Raw genomic sequence first — 22,913 nt, 5'->3', positions numbered from 1 at the left:
CATACCGCGCCAAGGCTGGTCCTGGCCAGCCGTCTCTGGAATATCAAAGCGAAGCTGGCGCAAACCAATGGCATAGATTACCCGTCAGCAAGCAGGTCGATCCTCGTTGCGGTGAACGCGAACCTTGACCGAGCCACCGGTTCGTGGCGCGTCAGACTCAACTATGGAGTGGTTGCGCAAAGTCGTCTCTCAGCGCTCTTGATGACGAAAGCGGAAATCACAGTTGATCCTTGCTGGTTGACTGCCGCGAAGAATGTATCCGTCGAACCATCCCGAGTTCGAGCCAGTTCAGCAGCATCGCGCCCGCCTTGGCCGCGGCATCATCAGTTTTGAAATGATTCATAAGAGCGGCGCAAACTTTGCCGAACGTGCCGCCTTGCTGCAGGCCTGCCAATGCTAGCCCTTCTGTTTCGGAAACGAGTCCGAATGTCGGTTGCTCGCCTTCGCGCCACAGTAGCACCCATTTTGGTTCCAGCAGCTTTTCTACTGGCGACGCCAACAATGGATCGGCCAATGCCTCCCACAGCGTAACGAGATCATATGTGATCGGTCGCAAGGCCGTGCCGGGCATAAGTTCGAAGCGAAGTTCATCCCATTGCTCAGCGTCAAAGTCCGCCGTCTCGGCCGCAAAATCAGCTAGCGTCAGAGGCTCTCCATCTGCTGCGGTAAATGCGCAGTGCATTTGCCATTCCAGCCAAGCCACTTCGCCAACGTCGGGATCGTTGGCGAACAGTTGGGCGCAGGTGTGGGGAAATTCCTCACCGGCCAGGTCGATGGTCCAATTTGTGGGCGGATATGTGATAAGATGATGCGTCGCCGCCTGCACGAAGGCATCGTCGCCCACCAGCCGTGCAGTGCGTTCAAATGTGTCGCGCAAGACATCGATCAGCCGCGTTCGATAGGCATTGCGATAGACGGCCATGCCAGATGCTTGCCGGGCATCCCATCCAAATGGCAATGGCGCGTCTTCATCGAGCAGGCAGGCAAGGAAGTCGTTTTGTGTGCGCAAAAGTTGGGTCATACCGCCCACTCAACGCGCGCTGTGGCGGCGATCATGCGTGCACGATCCAGTTCGGTGAGCAGATGCGCCAACGGCGGGATGGCGTCGTCCCGTTCGATCATGACGGCGACCTCTCCCAGCTTGCCAATGGCCGCTTCATAAAGGTGCCAGACGGCGTCGCAGACCGGCCGGTCGTGCGTGTCGATGACGATGTCGCCCGGCGTATGCCCGGCCAGATGCACCTGCCGCACCCGATGGGCCGGAATGCCGGCCAGGTAAGCCACAGGATCGAAACCATGGTTGCAGGCGCTGACGTAGATATTGTTGATGTCGAGCAGCAGATAGCAGCCGGTTCGGCGGCTCATCTCGGCCAGGAATTCCCACTCCGTCATCTCGTCGTCCGGGAATGTCAGATAGCTTGACGGGTTTTCAAACAGCATCGCCCGGCCCAGCGTTTCCTGCGCGCGATCGACGTTGTTGCATACGGCGTCCATCGCCGCGCGGGTTAGCGGTAACGGGAGCAGGTCGTGGCTGTTGTGCGCGCTCGTCCGGGTCCAGCACAGATGATCGGACACCCACAAAGGCTCGATCCGGTCCGCCAATGCCTTGAGCCGGACCAGATGATCGTCATCCAGCCCATGCGCGGAGCCGACGGACAGCGATACGCCATGCAGGATGACTGGAAGTTTGGCGCGCACCTGTTCCAGTACACGCAGCGGTCGTCCACCATCGACCATGAAGTTTTCGGATATGACCTCGACGAAATCGACCGCGACGTCTCCTGTAAGAAAATCCCGGTAGTAATCGCGGCGCAGACCAAGGCCGAACCCGCCGAATGCGGCAACATCTCTCATGGCGAAAGTCTCATGTACCAAAGTTGGTCCGGCAAGCCTGGGGGCGCTGGCCCGCCGGACCAGGGTCGGATCAGCCGAGGTCGCCGATCGTCCCGCCCTTTGTAAGACACTCGCCCGCCTTCAACGCCTTGAAGCCATGACCCTTGCAGGCATTCTGGCCCTTGCATTCATGTTCGGCCGTGGCGCAGTCGGAATTGCCCTTGCAGCTATGCAGGCCATAGCAGTGCACGGTGTCGCTGGTGCCGAGGGCGCGGCCCTTGCTTCCGGTCGGCGCGTCGGCTGCAAAGGCCGAGAATGAGCTGAGCGCGATGGCTGCTGCGGCAGCGGCGATGGATGCGGTGCGGATCTTGGTGGTCATGTCAGCGGCTCCTTGAAAACGATGGTGCGTGATCGCACGCCATGATGTTCGCCTTCGCGTGCTCGCCGGTTACAGCGACAATTATTATTCTCTGCCTGTAACGGGTCCGGCTCGCCCGGCGAAAGAGGGGGCATGCACCGCCCGGACAACCGTTTGGCGCTGCTCCCCCAAAGCTGGAGATTATGTCCATGAAGACCGCCACCATCGCCCGCATCGCCGGGCTTGCCACGACCGCCGCTCTGGCGGCCGGCGTCGCCACCACACCCGTCGCCGCGCAGAAGGCCCCGATGGAGAAATGCTATGGCATCGCCAAGGCGGGACAGAATGATTGCTCCGCTGGGGCTGGCACAAGTTGCGCCGGAACCTCGACCCGCGACTATCAGGGCAACGCTTGGAAGCTGGTCAAGCAGGGCACATGCGTGAAGACATCGACGCCCAAGGGCAATGGCTCGCTCACGCCGCTCAACCGCTGACACGCAGCCATCAGAGGGGGCCAGCACATGCAGCACATCGCCACATTCTATGATCGGATCGTAGCCATTGCCGCCTCGCGCCTGGCCGAGGGCGTTGCGCTGCTGCTGGCCCGGATCGCGCTCGCCGGCATATTCTGGCGATCGGGCCGGAGTAAAGTGACGGAAGGCAGTCTTTTCGAGATCAGCGATTCAACCCGCTATCTGTTCGAAAATGACTATGCCGCCGTTCCGCTGCCAGCCGAGATCGCTGCGCCATTGGCGACGCTGGGCGAGCATCTGTTCCCCGTGCTGCTGGTGATCGGGCTGGCAACCCGGCTCTCGGCGGCAGCGCTGCTCGCAATGACGCTCGTCATCCAGATTTTCGTGTATCCGCAAGCCTGGTGGACGACGCATATGCTGTGGGCCGCGCTGGCTGCGGTGCTAATCGTGCGTGGCGGTGGCGTGCTGTCGCTCGACACGCCGATCGGCTACTGGCGGCACAAGCGCGCGTGAACGGCCACAGGGAGAGGGAACGGCGATGATCGCGGACGAGCCTACCTTTGCTCGGCTCATGATGGCGAGCCAGGGCGGCGACCGGCGCGCCTACACCGTGCTGTTGACCGAGGCGCAGTTCTGGCTCGAACGCTTCTTCCGCCGCCGCGTACCCCCGGCCCAGATTGATGATCTGGTGCAGGACGTGCTGCTTGCCATTCATGCCAAGCGCGCGACCTGGGATCAATCGCGGGCGTTCCTGCCATGGCTCGCGGCCATCGCCCGCTATCGCTGGGTCGATCATTTGCGCCGGGTTTACCGCTCCAGCGAAAGTGAACTCGGCGATCATGATGCTGCCGAGGACAGCGAGGAGGATGCCATATTGGCCCGGATGAGCCTTGACCGGCTGTTCGTGCAACTCTCCCCGGCGCAATGCAGCGCAATCGAACTGGTGAAGATCGAAGGACTTTCGGTTACCGAGGCGGCCAAGCGCACCGGCCAGAGTGAAAGTCTGATCAAAGTGAACATTCATCGCGGCCTCAGGAAACTGTCCGTGCTCGTCGAAGAGGCTGACTGACCATGCCCCCCCGTCCCAATCCCCTAATCGCACAACTCGCAGACGAGCTTGAACCAGTACGCCCATTGCAAATGCGTCATGGCCTGGCGCTGGTAGCGGTTGCAACCGTGCTGACGATCGCCGTGATTGCGCTATGGCAAGGCTTGTGGAGCGGTCCGACGGACGGGCAGGCGACCGCCATCTTCTTCATCGCCAACGGGCTTATCGCGCTGGTCGGGCTCGCCTCAGCGCGGGCGGTAGTGCGCATGGCCGCCCCGCGCGTGGCGTCCGGCAGGATGGGTTGCGCTGGCTGCTGGCGGCGCTTGCGATCCTGCCCGTCACCGCCTTGTTGCTGGCGGCGCTGGAGGGGGCAGTCGGCGGACACGACCACGCGACGGATGGGCTGAACTGCTTCATCGCCGGAACCGCAAGCGGCGTCGGCGTCGCGGCAGCGCTGATCATTTGGCTGCGCCGTGGTGCGCCGGTTGCTCCCAGCCTTGCCGGGTTCTACACCGGCTTAGCGGCAGGGGCGCTGGGCAGTTTTGCCCACGGTCTGTCATGTCCTTTTGATACTATCGGCCACCTGGGTATCTGGCACGTTGCGCCCGTGGCCGTGTCAGCCGCGCTGGGGCGTATTGCCGTACCAGCTTTGATACGATGGTAAGACCTCGCACCCCATGCCGCGCCTCGGACTTCGCCCGATCGCACGGCGGTCAGGATCGCAAAGCGCGGAGCAAGCCGACCGAAGGATTCGCGCTCTGTCAGTTTGGACGAGTTGGCGATAGCAGCACAAATTGGCAGCAACGATATGGTCGAAGTCCTAGAAGGTTTACGTGGGGCATATACGGGTCCGTGCAGTCACAAGCCTATGAAAATAAGTCAGGCTCACACATTACGAATTCTGCTTTCATAGGGCAGATGCCCGCCCATCGACGCTGGTGATGGCGCAGGTCAAATCCAGTATCAGGCTTTCTTACGGATAGAACAGGTTTCTGAATGGGCGAGGAGGGGATAGATTAGATCAACCTCGCGTTTTACTCTTGCACGCATTGCAGACTGGATGGTTTTTGACGCCATACAATACTCTGTCCACCTGGAAGCAATTTCGGGCAAAGACCAAAGGGCGATGTGCTGGATCGATACCAACAGATTTGCCCTCCCTTCGGCCCTAAGCGTCCCGATTGCGGCTTTGATAGTTCCAGAACTGCGTGCAATCAAATCATCATAACTGCTTTCAAGCAGCAACGTCCGCGCTCGGCTCGCGCGAGTGAGAGCGAGCCTAGTAGCAACGAGGCGTCCAACATCTGGTTCGGGAAGCGCAGTTATGTCTTTGATCGCGTCTAAATTTTGTATAATTTCTAAGTGTAACTGACGCAGCTTATCGAGCATTTCCTTCTTCTCCCCTAGCTAAGCCTAGAAGAAGCAAGTTAACAAAAGATACTGGTCCCATTGTTGAAGCCATCGAATGGCTCTGGTAAAGCAAATGCACCAGCTGTTAGGGGGATGGCGATAGGGCGGATCTATGCCCCGCACTCGCACGCCCGCCGGCCCCTTCCGCTATTTCAACTCATCACCGGAGGTATCCTGCTGGTGGTGCTGATGTATGTCCGCTACCCGCTCAGCCGGCGGAACGTAGAAGATCTGCTCTTCGAGCGCGACATCGATATCTGCCATATGAAAGGCTTTTGCCACTGGTGCTGGCACCTTGATGAGATGTACGTCAAGATCAGCGGCGAGATGGTTTACCTCTGGCGCGCCGTTGACCACGAGGGCGAGATACTCGAGAGCTATCACCTACGTCGAACTGGAACAGATGGTAGTTCTCGAACAGCACCGCAGCTTGGATCGCTAGGTGCACCGCCTTTAGGCTGTTTGTTAGAGGCAGTTCTACCCTGCGCCACACAGCAGGATCGCTATCAATAAGGGAGAGGTGGCCTGGGAAATCTGGACATTGAGATGAGTGGATTTTCTGCCTGACGGCGGCCAGGATGGCCGCGTGACAGGAGTAGAAATGAGCAAACGACCACGCCGGAATCACAGCCCGGCTTTCAAGGCGAAGGTAGCATTGGCTGCCGTGAAGGGGGAGAAGACGCTGGCCGAGTTGGCGCAGCAGTTTGACGTGCACCCAAACCAGATCACGACGTGGCGTAGCCAGTTGCTGGAGGGCGCGGCCGGGGTATTTGATTCGGACAATGAGTCGGCAACGGCCGAGCCGGCGATTGACGTGAAGACGCTGCACGCCAAGATCGGCGAGTTGACGCTGGCGAACGATTTTTTGGCCGGCGCGCTCGGGAAGGCCGGTCTGTTGCCGAGCGCAAAGCGATGATCGATCGTTCGCACAGTTTGCCGTTGGCGCGGCAGGCGCGGGAACTGGGGATCAGCCGGGGCAGCGTCTATTACCTGCCCAGACCGGTTTCGGAGGCTGATCTGGCGATCATGCGGCGCATCGACGAGTTGCACCTGGAATTTCCGTTCGCAGGCAGTCGCATGCTGCGCGATCTACTGCGGCAGGAAGGCATGAAGATCGGCCGCCAGCATGTAGCTACGCTGATGAAGAAGATGGCGATCGAGGCGATTTACCGCCGCCCGAACACTTCAAAGCCGACGCCGGGGCACAAGGTATATCCCTATTTGCTGCGCAAGCTGGCGATCGTACGGCCCAATCAGGTATGGGCGACCGACATCAGTTACATTCCGATGGCGAAGGGGTTCGTCTATCTCGTGGCTATCGTCGACTGGTTCAGCCGCAAGGTCCTGGCCTGGCGGGTGTCGATCACGATGGAAGCCGACTTCTGTGTCGAGGCACTGGAGGAAGCTCTGGCGCGCTTCGGCAAACCGGAGATCTTGAACACCGATCAGGGCAGCCAATTTACGAGCATGGCCTTCACCAGCGTGTTGCTCCGCGAAGAAATCGCCATCAGCATGGACGGTCGGGGCGCATGGCGCGACAATGTGATGGTCGAGCGCCTGTGGCGCTCGGTGAAATACGAAGAGGTTTATCTGCACGCCTACGGCGGGGTCAGCGAAGCCCGATCATCGATCGGTCGGTATCTGAGCTTCTACAATAGTAGGAGGCCGCATTCGAGCCTTGCTGCCAAGACGCCGGACCAGACCTATTTTGACAACCTGCCCATGTTGATGGCAGCTTGAATTTGGCCGCCGATATGGGGCGTCACTCTGGTCGGCTACGCCCTCCCGACATGACGCCCCATATCGGCAGTTCGATGAAACCGGCAGACGATCCACTTAACCGTTGCAGATCCCTGTTCAAATCAACCCGGCCACCTCTAGGGTGATGCGAAGGCGGGCAATCTGTTCAGCCATACCGCAGTTTGCCGAGGGGATTAACCTCTGTCCAGCAACAGTGCAAATCGCGATGTGCAGTTCCGATCCGCCGCCTACGACGCACTGGAATCACTTCATCGGCAAAGACCGTCTCACATGTTCCTAAAAAGAATGTGGGGCGAAATGTGGGGTGTCACAAAGGCCGCGCCAGAAAACCCTTTAAAATTATGGGTTTATGAGAGGGCTTGGTGGGGCGGCAGGGAGTATAACTTGCCATCTATGACATTGATATATTTGTATTATTTATAGGGATGAAAATCCCTACCCACATTATTCCCCACACTTTCATGATGTGCGCCCATTTCAGTTTGGAGTGGAAGTGTGGTCAGCGTCGTGGAATGCATCGGCTACTTGGTTCGTCCGGTAAGACTTGACCCCGGTGAACAACGTGCAGCCTCCCCTGATTCGAAAGTCTGCGAAGGCCTTTGGAATGCCATTTTTCCACGCAGTCTGAGACGAAAATAATTTTTTATTATAATTTTTTCGAGGCGGCTGAAAATTCAAAATTTGGAAAATCGCGATTGAGAGGGGATACGTTAAGTGTGTGGGAGTTTTATTGTCATGTTGGTTCTTGAATAAATAGTCATAATTAAGTTGCGTTAAGTATTTGTTATTGAAACATTTTAAATTTTTTGTACATCTCCGGACGCCACCGCATAGGCGTGGTTAATAATGGAGATTTACAATGTTGAGTTCGATTAAGAGTGCGTCGCAAGCTTTGGGAATAGGTAGAACGCTGACCTATAGCCTCATCAAGCAAGGGCGATTGGATACGGTGAAAATCGGCAGCCGAACCTTGGTTAAGGTGGATAGCATAAAAGCGCTAATCGACGGCGCGACTGGCGGTGCCGCATGAACGATGTAACGATAGAAAAAGGGCCAGACGCTGCTGTAACAGCGACCGGCCCGGATGTTGTCATAGCTACGAACCTGACGGCCCTTGATAGTGCAAATATGCATCTGCTGCCAGATGAAAACCTACCTTCTGATGGTGAGTTAATTGATGGAGCGGCCCTGCTGGATCGCATTCATGCTTTTGCTCGTCGGTTCATATGTTACCCCTCCGATATGGCCAGCATTGCGCATGTGTTGTGGATTGCCCACACGCATTTGATGGACGCTTGGTTCTCAACGGGACGCCTAGCCGTCTTGTCGCCGGAGCCGGGAAGCGGGAAATCGAGGGTGTTGGAGATAACGGCGCTGCTGGTGCCTAATGCTCTGTTCTCGGTTAATGCATCTGCTGCATATATCTTGCGGAAAGTTGCCGATCAGGAGAATCGGCCCACTATATTATATGATGAAATTGACACGATCTTTGGTCCTGCGGCTCGTGGAAACGAAGACCTGCGTGGGATGGTCAATGCCGGTTATCGGCGTGGTGCTGTAGTTGGGCGTTGCAATACCGAACGCGGAAAGGTTCAGACAGTCGAACTCGCAACCTATGCCGCTGTCGCCATGGGCGGTCTTGGCAACTTGCCGGATACGATCATGACGCGGTCAGTCATCATCCGTATGCGGAAGAGGGCGGCTGGCGAAAAGGCTGAACCATTCCAGCCGCGTGTTCATGAGCATCAGGCGCTCGCTCTGCAAGATGAATTGGCGGGATGGGCATCCAGCATTTTTAGCATGGCGGAAATGGCTGAACCTGAATTTCCTGACGCCATAGTTGATAGAAATGCTGACGTATGGGGTCCGCTTTTTGTGGTGGCTGATCTGGCGGGCGGTCATTGGCCTCAGTTGGCGAGGCGGGCTGCTATGGATGCTGTCATGTCTGCAAAGGCGAATGAGCGCCCGTCTTTAGGTGTTCAACTGCTGGTCGATATCCGCACATGTTTTGGCACTGCTGACCGCATCACGACGGCCAAACTGATTGAAGGGTTGTTGGCCGATGAGGAGGCACCTTGGGGTGATCTGAAAGGACGGAAAATAGATGCCCGAAAGTTGGGTCAGATGCTCCGTTCCTATGGCATCCGCTCAGTTTCGATCCGTATGCCCGATGGTTCAACGCCGAAAGGCTACAGGCGGGCAGACTTCCTTGATGCATGGGAACGCTATCTGCCTAAGTCGGGATCGAGCGCAACAAACGCAACATCCGCCACAGGTCATGAAAGCCCTGAGAAAACCGGCGGTTCTGGCGTTGCGGATGACATTCCGCTGCCGCCATGTGGCGGTGTGGATCATGGCGTTGCTGATCCAAAAAGTTGAAAAGTGTAGGTAATCCGCCATTGTTGCGCCGTGGCGTTTGTGGCGGACAAGTCAGGAGAGTGGTGAGGGATTTTCAACTTTGCCACTCCCTGATAGCCCAAAGTTGGGACGGAAGTAGAGATGTTGGAAAGTTCAACGGACAATCCCATGCAACCGGAAAATCTGGCTAATGCGCCACGGTGCGGAGCCAAGACACGATCAGGGAAGCCTTGCCAGTCACCTGCCGTAAGAGGACGAAATCGCTGCCGGATGCATGGGGGAACCAATGGTGGTGCGCCCAAAGGCAACCGGAATGCATGGAAGCATGGAAATCGTTCGGCGGAAGCTGAGAGCCAGTTGAAAACCGTGAAGGCCATTGATCGTGATCTTCGATTGTTAGTAAAGATCAGGACGGGGATAAGTCTGCGGTCGGACGAGTTGGATAGACTGATAGAATTATCTATCGGAAAAATTGAATCATATTAAAAAGAATTAGGCGGATTTCTCCGCCTTTTTCTTATCATACTCTTCCAGAAGATCCATTTTCCGTTTGAATGCGGAATTGAATTTTTCGGAATATGAGGGGTTTCTGCAAAGTTGATCGACCTCTTCGAGTAGGTCGCTTCTGCCTTTGCGTTCTGGGTGACAAGTTTCTGACGCCTGTGGTCCTTGTTGATAACTTCGGACTCTTGCAGGTCTTCGAGCCACTGTTCTGCAATGATGTTGAGGCCGGATACGCCTTTGTGAACAAAGTTCACGCTGCCGACGACGGTGGATGAGGATGCAGTGGCGATATTGAGTATGCCGCTAAATGCCTGAGCCATGTTGGCCATGCTGTTCGATCCTTCTGAAATGCCGTGAGGGTATGATGCAGTGAATGCATCCACACGACCGTAAGGTCGTTATCCTTGCTGCCATGGTGGGGGTAGGTGTTTATATATGTTGGGATGACCGGGGGGGGTATGTTTGGATCGCCGGGTGTTGATCCAGTGTTTATCGATGCCGGACATAGTTGGAGCCAGAATGGAAACCTGCCTCCCTTTCGCCTTCGCAACGGCTGCGCTCTGGGCAATGTGTTACGGTAGCGAACATCACGACGAGCAGCCTTGCCGTTGGTCTGGGAAGCGCGACTCCCGCCATGCCATCTAGATATGTGCGCGCATAGGAGCGGACATTCCGCTTATGACGGGGGACCGAGATCTAGCCGACTGACCGCTTCCGATCATTGGTGCGACTTGACTGCTGATGGCCCGCCCCCTGACACGCTTCGCTTCAAAGCAGATACCAGTGCTGTGGGGCTGTCCAACCACATTTGGTGTGTGCACAGAGGCTCATCATCGTCGCCCAACAAACCTCGGCTACGAGGTTAATTTTCGGACGGGAGAATAGAGCAGTAAACTGCTCTCAAGTGGAAGGACAGCGCCCGTAGCCAGATAGTCCTATTAATACACTGCGCTCAACTCTTTTTTTCGCAGAACACTTAGCAAGTCAATTTTATCCCAGCGCACGAACCAAGGGTGGTGCTGAATCTCTTGCACCGTCGATCGAGCATCCACCACCGAAAGCCCGCCTAAGCCGCATCTTGACCGCAAGTTGTTGAACCATGAAGCGCGTCGTTCAATTGTGATGTAGGGGCAGGCTAAAATGTCCAATGCGAGATGAGCCGACTGAGAGTCCACTCGTGGTCCGAGGTCATCTGCTACAATTTGCTTCGCCCGAATAAAGAGCTTTCGGATAAGATCACGGTGTTCCCGCCGCCCCCCTGAAAGAAAGAGAAACGTTACTATTTCAAAATATTCGAATGTTTCAACTGAGTTGCACATGGTAGATATGAGTTCATCTACCAACGGTTCGGTCCGCGCTATCTCCCGCATAGGGATTAAGATGTTCAAAACCTCTACCGGAATTGCCGTTAAATCTTTGTGACGGGAATTTCTGCTGATCGAATTTGCTAAGTCCAGAGTCCATCGTACGATATTTTCCGACAAATAAGGAAGCCTGTCGGAGAAATTTTCTCTAAAAAGTCGCGTCGAAGTGATCGTTGATCGCGCTACATTAAGAGAGGATCTTACCGTTGGATTTACAGTATAGAAAAAGTATATTGTCTCGATAAGAACCATTATCGCTGAAATATACTTCTCATTTTCCGGTCGGTCGCTGTCGCCTAATGCTGCAAACCCGTCGGATAAATCCGTTACGCGTTTGCTACATGCTGCGACAATGTAATCCGATACCGTATCGTATCCAGTACTGTGCAGTAGGCATGTTGCTTTCACAGCACTAACTAACGAACGAATTAAAGAATCCGTTCTCAATACTCGCTTAGGAACAAGTGCAACGTCATCATCAATTGAAACTTCACCAATAAACCGAGCGAAAAATGCTGTGATAGATGCATTTGTATCTGAAATTATTTGGGACTTTTTTGTGAAAAATGGCCTGTAGATCGTCGACATTTTGCTTTCATTGAGGTGAAGATTAAACTCCGCCAGACATGTTTGGGTCGCTGCCGTTACCCGATCTGCTGTTGCTTCATCCTGCGCAAAGACATAGTAATCATCAACATACCGACGAAACTCATAATCTTTGCGAAATATCATATTTTTATCGGCGAGCGTTCGCAATATTCTGCGATCAACCTCAGAAAATATAATCTCCGCAAAGACCCTGCTAATTTCAGGTCCAACACAAATTCCATTCGTCTCATTGTAATTCATCGACTGCATTAAGCGATCAAACTCGTTCGCGAAGCCGGTGGAATTCGTATTGTCCTTTGCAGTTTGAACGTCAGATACCGCCCAAAATAAAGTGTGCGTATATATACTTCCAAAACATTTACTAACATCTAAAGTACGAAATATTTTATATTTTTTCTCCAGATGCAAATATTCGTTGGAATCGAAAAATTCATGTGCACGACTAATTTTGTTATAGGCAAAATATGACGCGGGATTGGATACCGAGTTATCAATTGTTACTGTATCGATACCGCTTCGTCGAAAATGGTTTCGCTGACTGATGGGGCCTCTTACAAAGAAAGTGCTTCCGATTTTCGCCGGTGCGCGCAGAGATGCTTCTGATCGGTTTCCGTAATAGCAGATCAAAGAGTCGTACTTGGAGTAGAAGTGGGCGGTCGCCAGTTGGGCAGATGGGTGGATTAAACTCAAACCCCGCGCCGACTTTGCATCTTTTAGTACGCTGTATCGATACGGCTTTGTGTAAGCCCTTTCTGGGTCGAGAAGAGTCTCGACAAACAGTGCTGCCTGCGCCGACTGTGGGACGCTCTTTGACAAATTGTGATAGAAGCCATCATTCGAGAATATGATTGGAACCTCTTCCGGCAGGGTATCCGTTACGACGGCCCGTAGAAAATCACCACGACGCACATTCCCCTTAGCGATTACTTTTTTACGCATGTGCCCAGCACCCGATGAGATGTTTCAATTGCTCGTCGCTGAAGGTGTAAAATCGGTTCTCGATGAAGCCAGACTTGAAGCCGAAACCAAGCAGCTTGGCCCGTTGCGATTTTGTCAGATCGGGCCGTATTCGGTTGTTTGAATGACGGGATGTGACCACATTAACAAAAAATCGGTCGAGAGAATCTAATTGTGAAGAATTCATCGGATCAATCAGTCCATAATTATAGCGTATCCCTGAATATCGTTGCTGACCTGTTGATTCGTCAATGAATCCGAAATTACTACTCAAAAGCTTAATTCTTCCAAGTAGGTCATTGAATGTTCCGCCATTGTTATATTCAAGCAATGACTTACAAATGCGTCTCTTTAGCTTATAAATTTTAGATTGCGCGATATCGACTTGAACGTTTCTAGTGTATTTGTTGTTCAATCGTATAATTTCACTGATATTCAGGGAGTATCCGAGGAACTGTAACATGTGATCGGTAATGCCAGAGGCTCCACGCGCATATGAGCCAAAGAGACAATGAGTCGTTTTTGAACGATTAAGATTGAGACCGGATGGCAGGATTTTCTCGATAAATGCCTTCAGTTTTGGAAGATCTACCTTGTCTGATGTGACAATTATTCCGTCATCGACATATCTACTATAAAAGCGCACGCCGGGATAATTTGCAACTTCGTAATCAAAAGATCGGAGAACATATTCCGCGAGCGTGGCGCTGAGACCTATTCCTCTTGGTAGTCCTTCAATGCCTTGCGACCGTAAAGACGAAAAAAAATGTGTCTACAAGCGATATTGATTGACGAGAAAACGCTGAATCTCGTTGCAAAGCCTCGATAAGATTATCTGTATTTACGGTCTCGTAGAAAGATTTAATATCGAACTTCAGTACCCCAAACGGAACCCCTTCACTCGTCAGCGCTTTAAGGGATTTTACGATTGATTTTCTGTCAGACTGCTTGACACCTGTTATCCGTCGAAGCCCTTCCGATATATGCCGTGTTAACAGGGCTTCACTTAATGATGAGTGCCGATATACTGGCTTACCTGCGAGAGTATTCCGCCTCAGAGAAATCGCTCCGAAACCGTTGGCCGCAATGCGGACGGCTTCGGCGACGATTTCATCCTTGTCTTCTGCGGAGATTCCCCAAGACCCATCGCGAAAATCGCTTCTACGAAATTGCCTTGATATCGTTTTTGCATGGATTGTGGTGTCCAACAACGAACTGTCTCCGCTCGCTTTTCCAATAGCGTTACGCGAACATAACGGTTTCTGATGCCCCGTGAAGTGCCCGTGGCAATTTTACCAAGGCCAACGGACGTCGGTTCTTTATGCTTTGGTCGGCTAGAAACTGACAGTCTGTTTTCGGCCCGCTTTGACCACCCACAGCGGGAATGCTCTGTGTCCGAAAAATGGTGTCGGCTGTGCGCGCAGTTTGGAAGTAATCGGTCGGTTCCTTCCCACTTCTGTTGTGCAGGCTTCGACCCGTTCGTAACGGAGGCTGCCCAGAGGCCCGCAGCGCAGCGAGGACCGATAGGGCAAAGCGAGAGTGGAGGGCGGGGAAGGAGCCATGGAGCGAAATATAAATTACTCATTAAATTCAAAACATGGTGCTTAGGTGATTCCGAATTTCTTATCTCTGGTTCGGAAGTCGGCTGCTGGCTTGGTTCAAATGTTGACCGGCTGGCTCCATCCTTCTCCACTCCTGCCCCACCGCCTGCGGCGGATGTGTTGGGTGGTCGGTTGGAGCCTGCCAGTCGGATGCTCGATCTACCGGCAGATTATGTTCTGGCCTGCAATCTGGCACTTGGTTCCGTCGGAACCGAGAATGGAGTTTCCTGTCTGACGGTAGGTAACGCCGTTTGAGCCAATGAGGGAATTGCCCACCTGCCGATAGGTAATTCCCTTGGAGTAGCCGTTCGGTGCCAAAGCTGGTGTTTGAGGTATGGAATATTGCTGACTGTTTTGAAGTGCTTGGAATCCAATGTTTCGAGAGTCCTGCCCTACCTGCTGCATCTGCTGAACTGCCATTTGATTTTGCTGCATTCGCCACTGCCACATCTGTAAATCTTGCTGCGACATCGCGCTCCGCAGTTCTGTTTTTCTGCCATTTTTATTAAAACATCGTACCAAAGTTGCTGAAACTGACACTAGTGATTTACAGTTATTATCTCCAGACATGTAATAGCTGCCATTGAATAAATTGGGTATGGCTGTGCTGGCGCAACCGGATATCATAAATGCACTCACGATAGAGAATATGTATTTCATGGTTCCCCTTTCTTTATCTAGATTTGATTTGAAATTTAGTGATGAGTAGAAATAGACTGAGATTTTAGAATTAGTTCTGAATCGTTTCTCAAAAATGGATGGTATTTATATGGCGATACTCTTGTCAGAGCGGTTCTCACATTTGAGTGAATCACACTTAGCGTAATATATACGAAATTTTGACACCTATAAGTGTGACTTGGCAAAAATGCATCGTAAAAGCGTTAATCACACTTATGAGATGTGGTGCTTTTTGGGCGCGGCGACGACGCATCATGCGTGGTTGTCGATCAAGACCTTGTTCCCTTGGGGGAAGCCGTCAGGCGGCTGCGGAAGACGCGTGGTCTGACGCAGGAAGATTTGTCAGGTCTGACTGAACTGCATCGCAATCACATTGGCGGCATTGAGCGTGGTGAACGAAATATCACCATCAAAACCATATTGGCATTGGCTCAGGCATTGGAAATACGGCCAGCGGATTTGCTGGCGGATTATTCATTGTGAGTGTGGGCGGGGAAAATTGATCTCGCCGCCCACATGCTATCCTGCCTGCTTGAACGGCACCACGTTCGCCAAAGTGGTATCATTGGAGCAATAGGCACCCCACGCTTCCATCAGCGTTCGGCGTTTATCGAGTAGGTCGCCGCGTTGATATGCTCGTTCAACTTCATTGGGATTTTGATGGGCCAATGCGGCTTCTGCCACTTCGCCGGGGAAATTAGTTTTCTCCGCTACCCAAGTGCGGAATGATGAACGGAAGCCATGAACTGTCACTGGCTCCTTCATGCGACGGATAACGGCCAGCAATGTCATATCAGACATTGTGCCCCCGTTTGCTCCGGGGAATACGAGGTCCGTTCCTGTCAGTCGGACAGCCGATGCGCTTTGCAATACAGCCAACGCTTCTGGCGAGAGTGGAACAGTGTGTTCCCGCTTCATCTTCATGTGATCGGCTGGAACGGTCCAAAGTGCGGTTTCAAGGTTGAACTCGCCCCAAGTCGCCTTCCGCACTTCCTGCGATCTGGCCGCTGTCAGAATAGCAAATTCCAGAGCCAGCCTTCCCCACACTCCACCTGACGCTTTGAGGCGGGTCAGGAAGATGGGAACATCCGCATACTGCATGGCGGCGTGATGTTTTCCGCGCTGCTGCTTGGGTAGTCCTTTACCTACGGCCAGCGCCTTATGCGGGGCTTCGGTCGCCCGCCAGCCACGCGCATGAGCATAGTCTAATATGGTGCATATCCGCTGCTTCACTCGCCGTCCGGTTTCAGGCGTTTTTGTCCACGCTCCCATGATTGCGTTGATAATCTCGCCTGCGGTGATATCGCCGACTGGTTTTGAACCAAGGGCGGGAAAGGCATAGGTTTCAAGCGTACTCAGCCACTGGCCCTTATGTTTATCGTTGGCCCACTGGTGTTTGTGCGTATCGAGGTAAGTGAGGGTGGCTTCCTTGAAGGTGACAGCCTCCGCTTTCGCCTTACGCTTTTCCGCGACAAGATCGCGTCCGTCTTCACGGATCGCTCTACGGGCTTCTGCTGCCTTGGCTCGCACTCCGGCCAACGTCACCAATTTGGCGCTGCCCAGTCCAATATCCCGGCGTTTGCCATCGTGTTGGACACGCAGGAGCCAACTTGCACCGCCAGTCTTGCTAACTTTTAGAAAAAGGCCGTCGCCGTCGCTGTAGGTTCCGGGCTTTGAAAGTGCAGCCTTAACTTCGTTAGCTGTCAGCTTTCCCATGCTGGTTCTCCATGTGTTGAGGGTGGCCTTCCCCACACTCGGAAATTTCCCCACACTGTTCCCCACATAATAGCGCGATTGCTGGTGAACGCAAACGAACCGCCACGGTCTGAAATGGTCAGATTATCCGCAGAAATCCGCGACTTTGCGCGGTCATGGGTGAACATGTCTGAATGGGGAAATGGCGGAGCGGCAGGGATTCGAACCCTGGATACGCTTTTGGCGTATACTCACTTTCCAGGCGAGCGCCTTCGACCACTCGGCCACCGCTCCGCATTGCACTGGAAGTCGCGCTCCCTATCGTGGCGCGGGCGGCTAGGCAAGGGGATGCTTTACTTTCCTGTGCGGCCGCGCTCTGATTACGGCATGATCCGTTTTTTCGCGCCCGCGCTGTTCGCTTCCCTCCTTGCCTCCACCGCCGTCGCGGCTGATCCGCCGCCGACGCCCGCTGCCGCCGTGGCGGCCGCGCCCGCCGATGCCTGGCGCGCCATTGCGGCCGAAGACCTGCTCGTCATGACGATCGAAGGGGACAAGCGCGTCGTGATCCAGCTCGCCCCCGCCTTCGCGCCGCGCCATGTCGGCAATATCCGCACGCTGGCGCGCGCGCACTGGTGGGATGGAACCAGCATCAACCGGGTGCAGGACAATTATGTCACCCAATGGGGCGACGCGACCGAGAAGAAGCCGATGCCGCCCGGCATGATGCCCACCAGTCCGGCCGACTATGTCCGCTCGCTCGCCAATGTGCGGCTTGCGATTACGCCCTTGTCCTATCCCGATGCCTATGCGCCCGCGACCGGCTATGTCGATGGCTGGCCGATGGCGATGAACGGCGACGCCGCCTGGCTGCCCCATTGCTATGGCTATGTCGGCGTCGGCCGCAACCTGTCGCCCGATGCAGGCACGGGAGCCGAACTCTATACCGTCATCGGCCACGCTCCGCGTCAGCTCGATCGCAATATCGCCGTCGTCGGCCGCGTGATCGATGGTATGGCCCATTTGTCCAGCCTGCCGCGCGGCAGCGGCGAGCTTGGTTTCTACACCGCCACCGAACATCCGGTGCCGATCCTCTCGGTCCGCCTCGCCAGCGACCTGGCTCCGGCGGACCAGCCCCGTTTTCAGGCGATGGACGTCGCCTCGCCCAGTTTTGCCGCTTATTTGCGCCTGCGGGCCAATCGGAAGGATGATTTCTACGATCTGCCTGCGGGCGGCGTCGACATCTGCAATGCGCCGGTGCCGGTCCGTCCCGTGCCCTAAAGGGAACATTCGCGACCGCCGCCGCGCTATGTCATCCTGTAGGAAAGCGGCCCCGTCACGCGCCGCGCCATCAGGAGATACGGCATGATCGTCGGCACCGTCAGGGAAATCAAGAACCATGAATATCGCGTCGGCCTGACCCCCGAAAGCGTCCATGAACTCACCGCGCATGGCCATGACGTGCTGGTCGAAAGCGGGGCAGGGGAGGGGATCGGCGCGCACGACGCCCTGTATGAAAAGGCGGGCGCGCAGATCGTGACCACCGCCGCCGCCATCTTTGCCCGCGCCGAAATGATCGTGAAGGTGAAGGAGCCGCAGGCTGTCGAACGCGCCATGCTGCGGCCCGACCAGATCCTCTACACCTATCTCCACCTCGCCCCCGATCCCGATCAGACGCGCGACCTGATCGCCAGCGGCGCGATCGGCATCGCCTATGAAACCGTGACCGATGCGCATGGTGGCCTGCCCTTGCTCAAGCCGATGAGCCAGGTCGCGGGCCGCATGGCGATCCAGGCGGGCGCGACGGCGCTGGAAAAGGCGCATGGCGGGCGCGGCGTCTTGCTGGGCGGCGTCCCCGGCGTCCTGCCGGCCAAGGTCGCGGTGATCGGCGGCGGCGTCGTTGGCTTCAACGCGGCGCAGATGGCGGCGGGGGCTGGGCGCGGACGTCACCATCCTCGACCGCAGCCCCCGAAGTGCTGGAAAAGCTCGGCATGTATTTCGAGGCGCGGGCCAAGACGCGCTTTTCCAACCGCGCCAACCTCGCCGACTGTGTGGCCGACGCGGACCTGGTGATTGGCGCGGTGCTGATCCCCGGTGCGGCCGCGCCCAAGCTGGTCAGCGCCGCGATGCTCAAGACGATGAAGAAGGGCGCGGTGCTGGTCGATGTCGCGATCGATCAGGGCGGATGTTTTGAAACCAGCCACGCCACCACCCATGCCGACCCCACCTATATCATCGACGGCATCGTCCATTATTGCGTCGCCAACATGCCCGGCGCCGTGGCGCGCACCAGCACCTATGCGCTCAACAATGTGACGCTGCCCCATGCGCTGCGCATCGCCGAACTGGGCTGGAAGGGCGCGCTGCGGGCCGATCCGCATTTGCGCGCGGGCCTTAATGTCGCGCAGGGAAAATTGACCTATCGCGCCGTCGCCGATGCGCTCGACCTGCCCTACACCCCGGCCGAAGATTTGCTCGACTGACCAAGCCTGCCAAAGCAACCTTGTCCGACTTGTGTCGGACAAGGTGCGGATTTGGCGACCTTGTTCGTCTAGCCAGCCAAGGGACCTGTCCTGTCAGCCCCTTGCTCTGGTTCCGCCGAAGAGAGGCATGGTTTTACGACATGGTCGATCTAGTTTCATTCGCCGCCTTGATTGTCCGCGGCACCGACAGCCTGGCCACCGGCCTGACGCCAGCCATGGGAGCGCGCTGATGAACGGCGATGTCATGACCTGGCTGGTGCCGCTCCTCTCCATGTTGGCCGCTGGCCTGTTCGCGGGTTTTGCAGCGGGCATTTTCGGCATTGGCGGCGGCTTCGTCGTCGTGCCTGCGCTGTTCGTCGTTCTGCCGCTGCTGGGCGGCACGCCCGAAGCGATCGCGCATGTCGCGATCGGCACGTCGGCCGCCACCATCATCGTCACCTCGATCCGGTCGCTCCTTTCCCATGCCAAGCGCGGCGCGGTCGAGTTTGAAATCCTCAAATCCTGGGCACCCTGGATCATCCTGGGCGACGGCGTCGGCGTCTTGCTCGCGGGCCATGTCGATGGCCATATCCTGACGATGATCTTTGCAGGCGGCGTCTTCCTGATGTCGCTCAATTTCCTGCTGCCCAAGGTCGGCGACAAGGTGATCAGCCAGGATATGCCATCGGGCATCGCCCGTGTCGGCATTGCCGGTGGGCTTGGCACCTTTTCCGCGCTGCTCGGCATTGGCGGCGGCACGATCGCGATCATGGTGATGACGCTGTGCGGCCGCTCCATTCACCGCGCCATCGCCACCGCATCGGGCGTCGGCACATTGATCGCGATCCCCAGTGCCATCGGCTTCGCGCTCATCGGGCTCAAGGAAAGCGGCCTGCCCTGGGGATCGCTCGGCTATGTCAACGTGCCAGCGACCCTGGCCATAGCCTCCATGTCGGTGCTGACCGCACCGCTCGGCGTGGCGGTCGCCCATGCGCTGCCTGCCAAGCCACTCAAGAAGATCTTCGGTGTCTATCTGATCGTCATCGCCTTCGTCATGTTCCGCAACGCGCTCAAGATCTGACCGGCGCGCCTGATCTGACGCAGCCGTAACAACCCCCATAACAGGCTTTGTAACTGGCGGCTTTTACCGTTATTTGCGAGGCGGGGGGCTGTATGGCGCAACAGGAATCGATCAATGTGCTGGTGGTGGAGGATGATGCCGCAGCGCGCGCCAACATCGCCGCCATCCTCACCGGCGCGGGCATGGTCGTCGATCAGGCGGAGGATGGCCGCATTGGCCTGCATCGCGCGGGCAGCAGCGGTCATGACGTCATCATTCTCGACCGGATGCTCCCGCATCTGACCGGTATCGACATCGTCACTCGCCTGCGCGTCGCCGGCGTGGGTGCGCCCGTCCTGATGCTCTCGGCGCTCGGCCGCAGCGAACATCGGGTCGAAGGGCTCGAAAGCGGCGTCGATGATTATCTTGCCAAGCCGTTCGAACCCGACGAACTGGTCGCCCGCGTCCGCGCGCTCTGGCGCAGGGCCAGCCGCACCACCCATGATCCTGTACTGCTGTTCGGCGACCTCGAATGCCATGTGAAGGCGCGCACCGCCTTTCGTCAGGGTCGCCACCTCGCGCTCTCGCCCAAGGAGTTCGAGCTGTTTCGCTATTTGATGGACCATGCAGGCGAAGTGGTGACGCGCGAAATGCTGCTGCGTCAGGTCTGGAAATTGAGTTTCGATCCCCAGACCAATGTCGTTGACGTCAATGTCGGCCGCCTGCGCCGCAAATTGGAGGAGGGGTTTGACGGTCCCGTTCTCGAAACCGTGTGGGGCACCGGCTATCGCCTGATCGCCGCCGGGCGTCAGGCGAGTGGGTCGCCGGGTGGCTAGACCCGACCTGTTCCGCTCGGTCTTCGGCCGGGTGATGCTTTCGTCCCTGTTCGTCAGCCTGTTGTCGACCCTGGCCCTGTTCCTGGTGGTGCGAAACATCGTGGCGACCGACGGACGGGCGATGCTGGCGCATGAAGTGGATACGGACCTGGCGGGCCTGGCCGACATTCATGTCAGCGGCGGTGCGGACGAACTGCGCGCCCGTATCGCCGATCGGCTGGCGGTGGAGCGCGAGGATGGCGAGCGCGGCTGGTATCTCCTCATCGATGGGGGCGGGCGTCGCCTGGCGGGCAATCTCGACCGCTGGCCCGCCATCGCGCCTGAAGTGTCGGAGGCGCGCTTCGTCGCGCTGCCCAATGGCGAACCGATGTTCGCGCGGGCGACCCGGCTGGACGGCGACACGCGGTTGCTCGTTGGGCGCAGCAATTATCGGGGGCAGGCGCTGCTGGCCCGGCTTGCCATCGCCTTTGCCGGCGCGGGTGCGCTCATCGCGCTGCTCAGTCTTGCCGCCGGGCATTTCGCCGCCCGCCGCCTGCGCCGCCGGGTGGAAGCGGTCAATGCGACCTTCGACGCCATCCGCGCCGGTCGCATCACCGCGCGTGCGCCGGGCGCTGGCAGCAGCGATGAACTGGCCGAACTGGCCGCCAACACCAATGCGATGCTCGACCAGGTCGAACGGCTGATCGAGGCGCAGCGCGCCGTGTCGGACCAGACCGCGCATGAAATTCGCACCCCGTTGATGCATCTCGACACCCGCATCCTCAAAGCCATGCACGGGACGCAGGACGAGGCCTTGCTTCGCACGCTCGAACAATCCCGCGCCGAGATACGCAGCGTCGTGCGCCTGCTCGATTCGCTGCTCGATATTGCGGGGACGCAGGCGATGCGCGGCGACCTGCGCGGCCTTGTCGACACCAATCTCAGCGACATTGCCGACAATCTGGCTGATCTCTATGGCGCCAGCGCGGAGGAGTTGGGGATCGGCTTCCACGCCCGCATCGCGCCGGGCGTCACGCTCCGCGCCGATCCGATGCAGATGACGCGCCTGCTCTCCAACCTGCTCGACAATGCGTTCAAATATGTGCCGAGCGGCGGCACCGTGTCGCTGACGCTGTCGGCCGGGCCGCATATCGTCGTGCAGGATGATGGACCCGGCATCCCGCACACCGACCGGGATCGGGTGTTCGAACGCTATGTCCGGCTCGACGGTGCGCAGGGTGGGGGGCATGGCCTTGGCTTGTCGCTTGCCAGGGCGATCGCGCAGCGGCATGACCTTTCCCTTCATGTGGAGGACGCCGCGCCCGGCGCGCGCTTCGTCGTCCAGCCGGAGGATGACCGATGATCAGGCTGTTGCTGCCCGCCTTGCTTGTAAGCGCTGCACCCGCCGCGCCTGCAGCGGACATGCGGCCTGCCGATCCGGTGTTGCGGACTTTGCTGGAGGGCGACGCCGCCCATGCCAGCGGCAATCACGCGGCGCTTCTAAACAGCGTGCAGGCTTTGAAGGCGCTCGGTGCCACCCCGGCCGAAGGGCAGGAAGATCTCGCCGCCCGCTGGACCAGCGACGCCAAGGCCCATGGCGCGACCCCGTCCACGCTCGCCTTTCGCGGTCGCGCGCTTGGCCCGGCCTATCGGCGCGGGTCGCTGGTGCCGGGCGCCAGCATGACGATGCGTCAGCTATTTCTGGGCGGACAACGCGCCCAAATATCGGTCGCTCCGGCAAGTGGCGATGCGGCAAACCTTTCGATCCGCGTCCATGGCGCGGACGGCAAAACACTCTGTGCCAAGCCCGTCGGTGGGCCGCAGGTTGATTGCGCCTGGCTGCCGATCTTTACCGATCGCTATGACATCGTGATCGAAAATGGCGGCAAGGCGGCAGTTGGATTCTACCTTATCCTGCGTTGAGGCC

Annotated in this window: 24 protein-coding genes, 1 tRNA gene and 3 pseudogenes; 16 read left to right on the top strand and 12 right to left on the bottom strand. The window is 56.9% G+C overall.

Going from position 1 to position 22,913, the window contains the following annotated elements:
• Positions 1-217: 217 nt before the first annotated feature.
• From BF95_RS10955 to bufA2, 3 genes are all read right to left on the bottom strand, one after another.
• A complete protein-coding gene (locus BF95_RS10955) occupies positions 218-1,021 on the bottom strand; it encodes an HvfC/BufC N-terminal domain-containing protein (protein ID WP_043151414.1) in 804 nt (267 codons plus the stop codon).
• Positions 1,018-1,854 carry an MNIO family bufferin maturase gene (bufB, locus tag BF95_RS10950; protein ID WP_043151413.1) on the bottom strand — a complete coding sequence of 279 codons (837 nt, stop codon included), beginning with the start codon at positions 1,852-1,854 and terminating at the stop codon, positions 1,018-1,020. The genes BF95_RS10955 and bufB overlap by 4 nt, the downstream gene beginning before the upstream one ends.
• A 70-nt stretch (positions 1,855-1,924) precedes the next feature.
• Complete coding sequence (gene bufA2 / locus BF95_RS10945; RefSeq protein ID WP_043151411.1) at positions 1,925-2,212, bottom strand: BufA2 family periplasmic bufferin-type metallophore; 288 nt, start codon at positions 2,210-2,212, stop codon at positions 1,925-1,927.
• A gap of 188 nt (positions 2,213-2,400) precedes the next feature.
• Between bufA2 and BF95_RS10940 the strand changes: the two genes are divergently transcribed.
• The 4 genes and pseudogenes from BF95_RS10940 to BF95_RS31025 all read left to right on the top strand — a co-directional run bounded on the left by BF95_RS10940 (position 2,401) and on the right by BF95_RS31025 (position 4,376).
• The gene (locus BF95_RS10940; protein ID WP_043151410.1) at positions 2,401-2,685 is read left to right on the top strand and encodes a BufA1 family periplasmic bufferin-type metallophore; all 285 of its coding nucleotides are present in this window, start codon (positions 2,401-2,403) and stop codon (positions 2,683-2,685) included.
• Between the two features lie 27 nt (positions 2,686-2,712).
• Positions 2,713-3,177 (top strand): DoxX family protein, encoded by a 465-nt coding sequence (locus BF95_RS10935; protein WP_043151409.1) that lies wholly within the window; start codon positions 2,713-2,715, stop codon positions 3,175-3,177.
• A gap of 25 nt (positions 3,178-3,202) precedes the next feature.
• Positions 3,203-3,733 (top strand): sigma-70 family RNA polymerase sigma factor, encoded by a 531-nt coding sequence (locus tag BF95_RS10930; protein ID WP_043151408.1) that lies wholly within the window; start codon positions 3,203-3,205, stop codon positions 3,731-3,733.
• 2 nt (positions 3,734-3,735) lie between these two features.
• Positions 3,736-4,376: pseudogene (locus BF95_RS31025) on the top strand (NrsF family protein).
• A gap of 299 nt (positions 4,377-4,675) precedes the next feature.
• On the opposite strand, the gene BF95_RS27355 reads toward BF95_RS31025, so the two are convergent.
• The gene (locus BF95_RS27355) at positions 4,676-5,101 is read right to left on the bottom strand and encodes a hypothetical protein (protein WP_152542664.1); all 426 of its coding nucleotides are present in this window, start codon (positions 5,099-5,101) and stop codon (positions 4,676-4,678) included.
• Positions 5,102-5,234: 133 nt separating this feature from the next.
• Between BF95_RS27355 and BF95_RS31020 the strand changes: the two are divergent.
• A pseudogene (locus BF95_RS31020) lies at positions 5,235-5,497 on the top strand (DDE-type integrase/transposase/recombinase); the annotation flags it as partial.
• Here BF95_RS31020 and BF95_RS31015 read toward each other — a convergent pair.
• Positions 5,439-5,615 carry an IS1096 element passenger TnpR family protein gene (locus BF95_RS31015; protein WP_443018358.1) on the bottom strand — a complete coding sequence of 59 codons (177 nt, stop codon included), beginning with the start codon at positions 5,613-5,615 and terminating at the stop codon, positions 5,439-5,441. The pseudogene BF95_RS31020 and the gene BF95_RS31015 sit on opposite strands and share 59 nt — an antisense overlap.
• Positions 5,616-5,723: 108 nt before the next feature.
• Between BF95_RS31015 and BF95_RS10910 the strand changes: the two genes are divergently transcribed.
• The 4 genes from BF95_RS10910 to BF95_RS31010 all read left to right on the top strand — a co-directional run bounded on the left by BF95_RS10910 (position 5,724) and on the right by BF95_RS31010 (position 9,727).
• Positions 5,724-6,862 (top strand): IS3 family transposase gene (locus BF95_RS10910; protein WP_152542662.1). Its coding sequence is split into 2 segments (ribosomal slippage): positions 5,724-5,991 and positions 5,991-6,862, totalling 1,140 coding nucleotides; the frame shifts between segments, so codons are not numbered across the junction.
• Between the two features lie 880 nt (positions 6,863-7,742).
• Positions 7,743-7,913 (top strand): helix-turn-helix domain-containing protein, encoded by a 171-nt coding sequence (locus tag BF95_RS10905; protein ID WP_043151404.1) that lies wholly within the window; start codon positions 7,743-7,745, stop codon positions 7,911-7,913.
• Entirely contained in the window at positions 7,910-9,262 is a 1,353-nt protein-coding gene (locus tag BF95_RS10900) for a DUF3631 domain-containing protein (RefSeq protein WP_235209686.1), read from the top strand. Before BF95_RS10905 ends, BF95_RS10900 begins: the two co-directional genes overlap by 4 nt.
• A gap of 120 nt (positions 9,263-9,382) precedes the next feature.
• Complete coding sequence (locus BF95_RS31010) at positions 9,383-9,727, top strand: HGGxSTG domain-containing protein (protein ID WP_152542660.1); 345 nt, start codon at positions 9,383-9,385, stop codon at positions 9,725-9,727.
• Here BF95_RS31010 and BF95_RS10895 read toward each other — a convergent pair.
• The 5 genes from BF95_RS10895 to BF95_RS27340 all read right to left on the bottom strand — a co-directional run bounded on the left by BF95_RS10895 (position 9,724) and on the right by BF95_RS27340 (position 14,936).
• Complete coding sequence (locus BF95_RS10895) at positions 9,724-10,074, bottom strand: hypothetical protein (RefSeq protein ID WP_043151403.1); 351 nt, start codon at positions 10,072-10,074, stop codon at positions 9,724-9,726. The two genes, BF95_RS31010 and BF95_RS10895, sit on opposite strands and share 4 nt — an antisense overlap.
• 609 nt (positions 10,075-10,683) lie before the next feature.
• Positions 10,684-12,657 (bottom strand): antiviral reverse transcriptase Drt3b, encoded by a 1,974-nt coding sequence (gene drt3b, locus BF95_RS26350; RefSeq protein ID WP_081764129.1) that lies wholly within the window; start codon positions 12,655-12,657, stop codon positions 10,684-10,686.
• Entirely contained in the window at positions 12,650-13,414 is a 765-nt protein-coding gene (gene drt3a / locus BF95_RS31005) for an antiviral reverse transcriptase Drt3a (RefSeq protein WP_081764128.1), read from the bottom strand. The genes drt3b and drt3a overlap by 8 nt, the downstream gene beginning before the upstream one ends.
• Positions 13,410-13,886, bottom strand: coding sequence for a hypothetical protein (locus BF95_RS27345; RefSeq protein WP_152542658.1), 477 nt, complete (start codon positions 13,884-13,886; stop codon positions 13,410-13,412). Before BF95_RS27345 ends, drt3a begins: the two co-directional genes overlap by 5 nt.
• 549 nt (positions 13,887-14,435) lie before the next feature.
• A complete protein-coding gene (locus BF95_RS27340) occupies positions 14,436-14,936 on the bottom strand; it encodes a hypothetical protein (protein ID WP_152542657.1) in 501 nt (166 codons plus the stop codon).
• 246 nt (positions 14,937-15,182) lie between these two features.
• On the opposite strand from BF95_RS27340, the gene BF95_RS10890 reads away from it, so the two are divergent.
• Positions 15,183-15,440 (top strand): helix-turn-helix domain-containing protein, encoded by a 258-nt coding sequence (locus BF95_RS10890; protein ID WP_235209685.1) that lies wholly within the window; start codon positions 15,183-15,185, stop codon positions 15,438-15,440.
• A 36-nt stretch (positions 15,441-15,476) separates the two neighbouring features.
• Here the strand turns inward: BF95_RS10890 and BF95_RS10885 are convergent, their stop codons facing one another.
• Positions 15,477-16,673 (bottom strand): tyrosine-type recombinase/integrase, encoded by a 1,197-nt coding sequence (locus tag BF95_RS10885; RefSeq protein WP_043151440.1) that lies wholly within the window; start codon positions 16,671-16,673, stop codon positions 15,477-15,479.
• A 182-nt stretch (positions 16,674-16,855) separates the two neighbouring features.
• A tRNA-Ser gene (locus BF95_RS10880) sits at positions 16,856-16,946 on the bottom strand.
• Positions 16,947-17,039: 93 nt separating this feature from the next.
• Between BF95_RS10880 and BF95_RS10875 the strand changes: the two genes are divergently transcribed.
• From BF95_RS10875 to BF95_RS10850, 6 genes and pseudogenes are all read left to right on the top strand, one after another.
• A complete protein-coding gene (locus BF95_RS10875) occupies positions 17,040-17,930 on the top strand; it encodes a peptidylprolyl isomerase (RefSeq protein WP_043151402.1) in 891 nt (296 codons plus the stop codon).
• 84 nt (positions 17,931-18,014) lie between these two features.
• Positions 18,015-19,132 (top strand): annotated as a pseudogene (gene ald, locus BF95_RS10870) (alanine dehydrogenase).
• A 229-nt stretch (positions 19,133-19,361) separates the two neighbouring features.
• Positions 19,362-20,192 carry a sulfite exporter TauE/SafE family protein gene (locus BF95_RS10865; RefSeq protein ID WP_043151401.1) on the top strand — a complete coding sequence of 277 codons (831 nt, stop codon included), beginning with the start codon at positions 19,362-19,364 and terminating at the stop codon, positions 20,190-20,192.
• A 92-nt stretch (positions 20,193-20,284) separates the two neighbouring features.
• Positions 20,285-21,007 (top strand): response regulator transcription factor, encoded by a 723-nt coding sequence (locus tag BF95_RS10860; RefSeq protein WP_043151400.1) that lies wholly within the window; start codon positions 20,285-20,287, stop codon positions 21,005-21,007.
• A complete protein-coding gene (locus BF95_RS10855) occupies positions 21,000-22,349 on the top strand; it encodes a sensor histidine kinase (protein WP_043151439.1) in 1,350 nt (449 codons plus the stop codon). Before BF95_RS10860 ends, BF95_RS10855 begins: the two co-directional genes overlap by 8 nt.
• Positions 22,346-22,909: a hypothetical protein gene (locus tag BF95_RS10850; protein ID WP_043151399.1), complete on the top strand. Its 564-nt coding sequence runs from the start codon at positions 22,346-22,348 to the stop codon at positions 22,907-22,909. Before BF95_RS10855 ends, BF95_RS10850 begins: the two co-directional genes overlap by 4 nt.
• The last annotated feature ends 4 nt before the right edge of the window (positions 22,910-22,913 follow it).

Origin of the sequence: Sphingobium sp. Ant17 (assembly GCF_000588875.1) — a bacterium.
Classification (GTDB): domain Bacteria; phylum Pseudomonadota; class Alphaproteobacteria; order Sphingomonadales; family Sphingomonadaceae; genus Sphingobium.
This window is presented reverse-complemented; position numbering and strand designations above follow the sequence as displayed.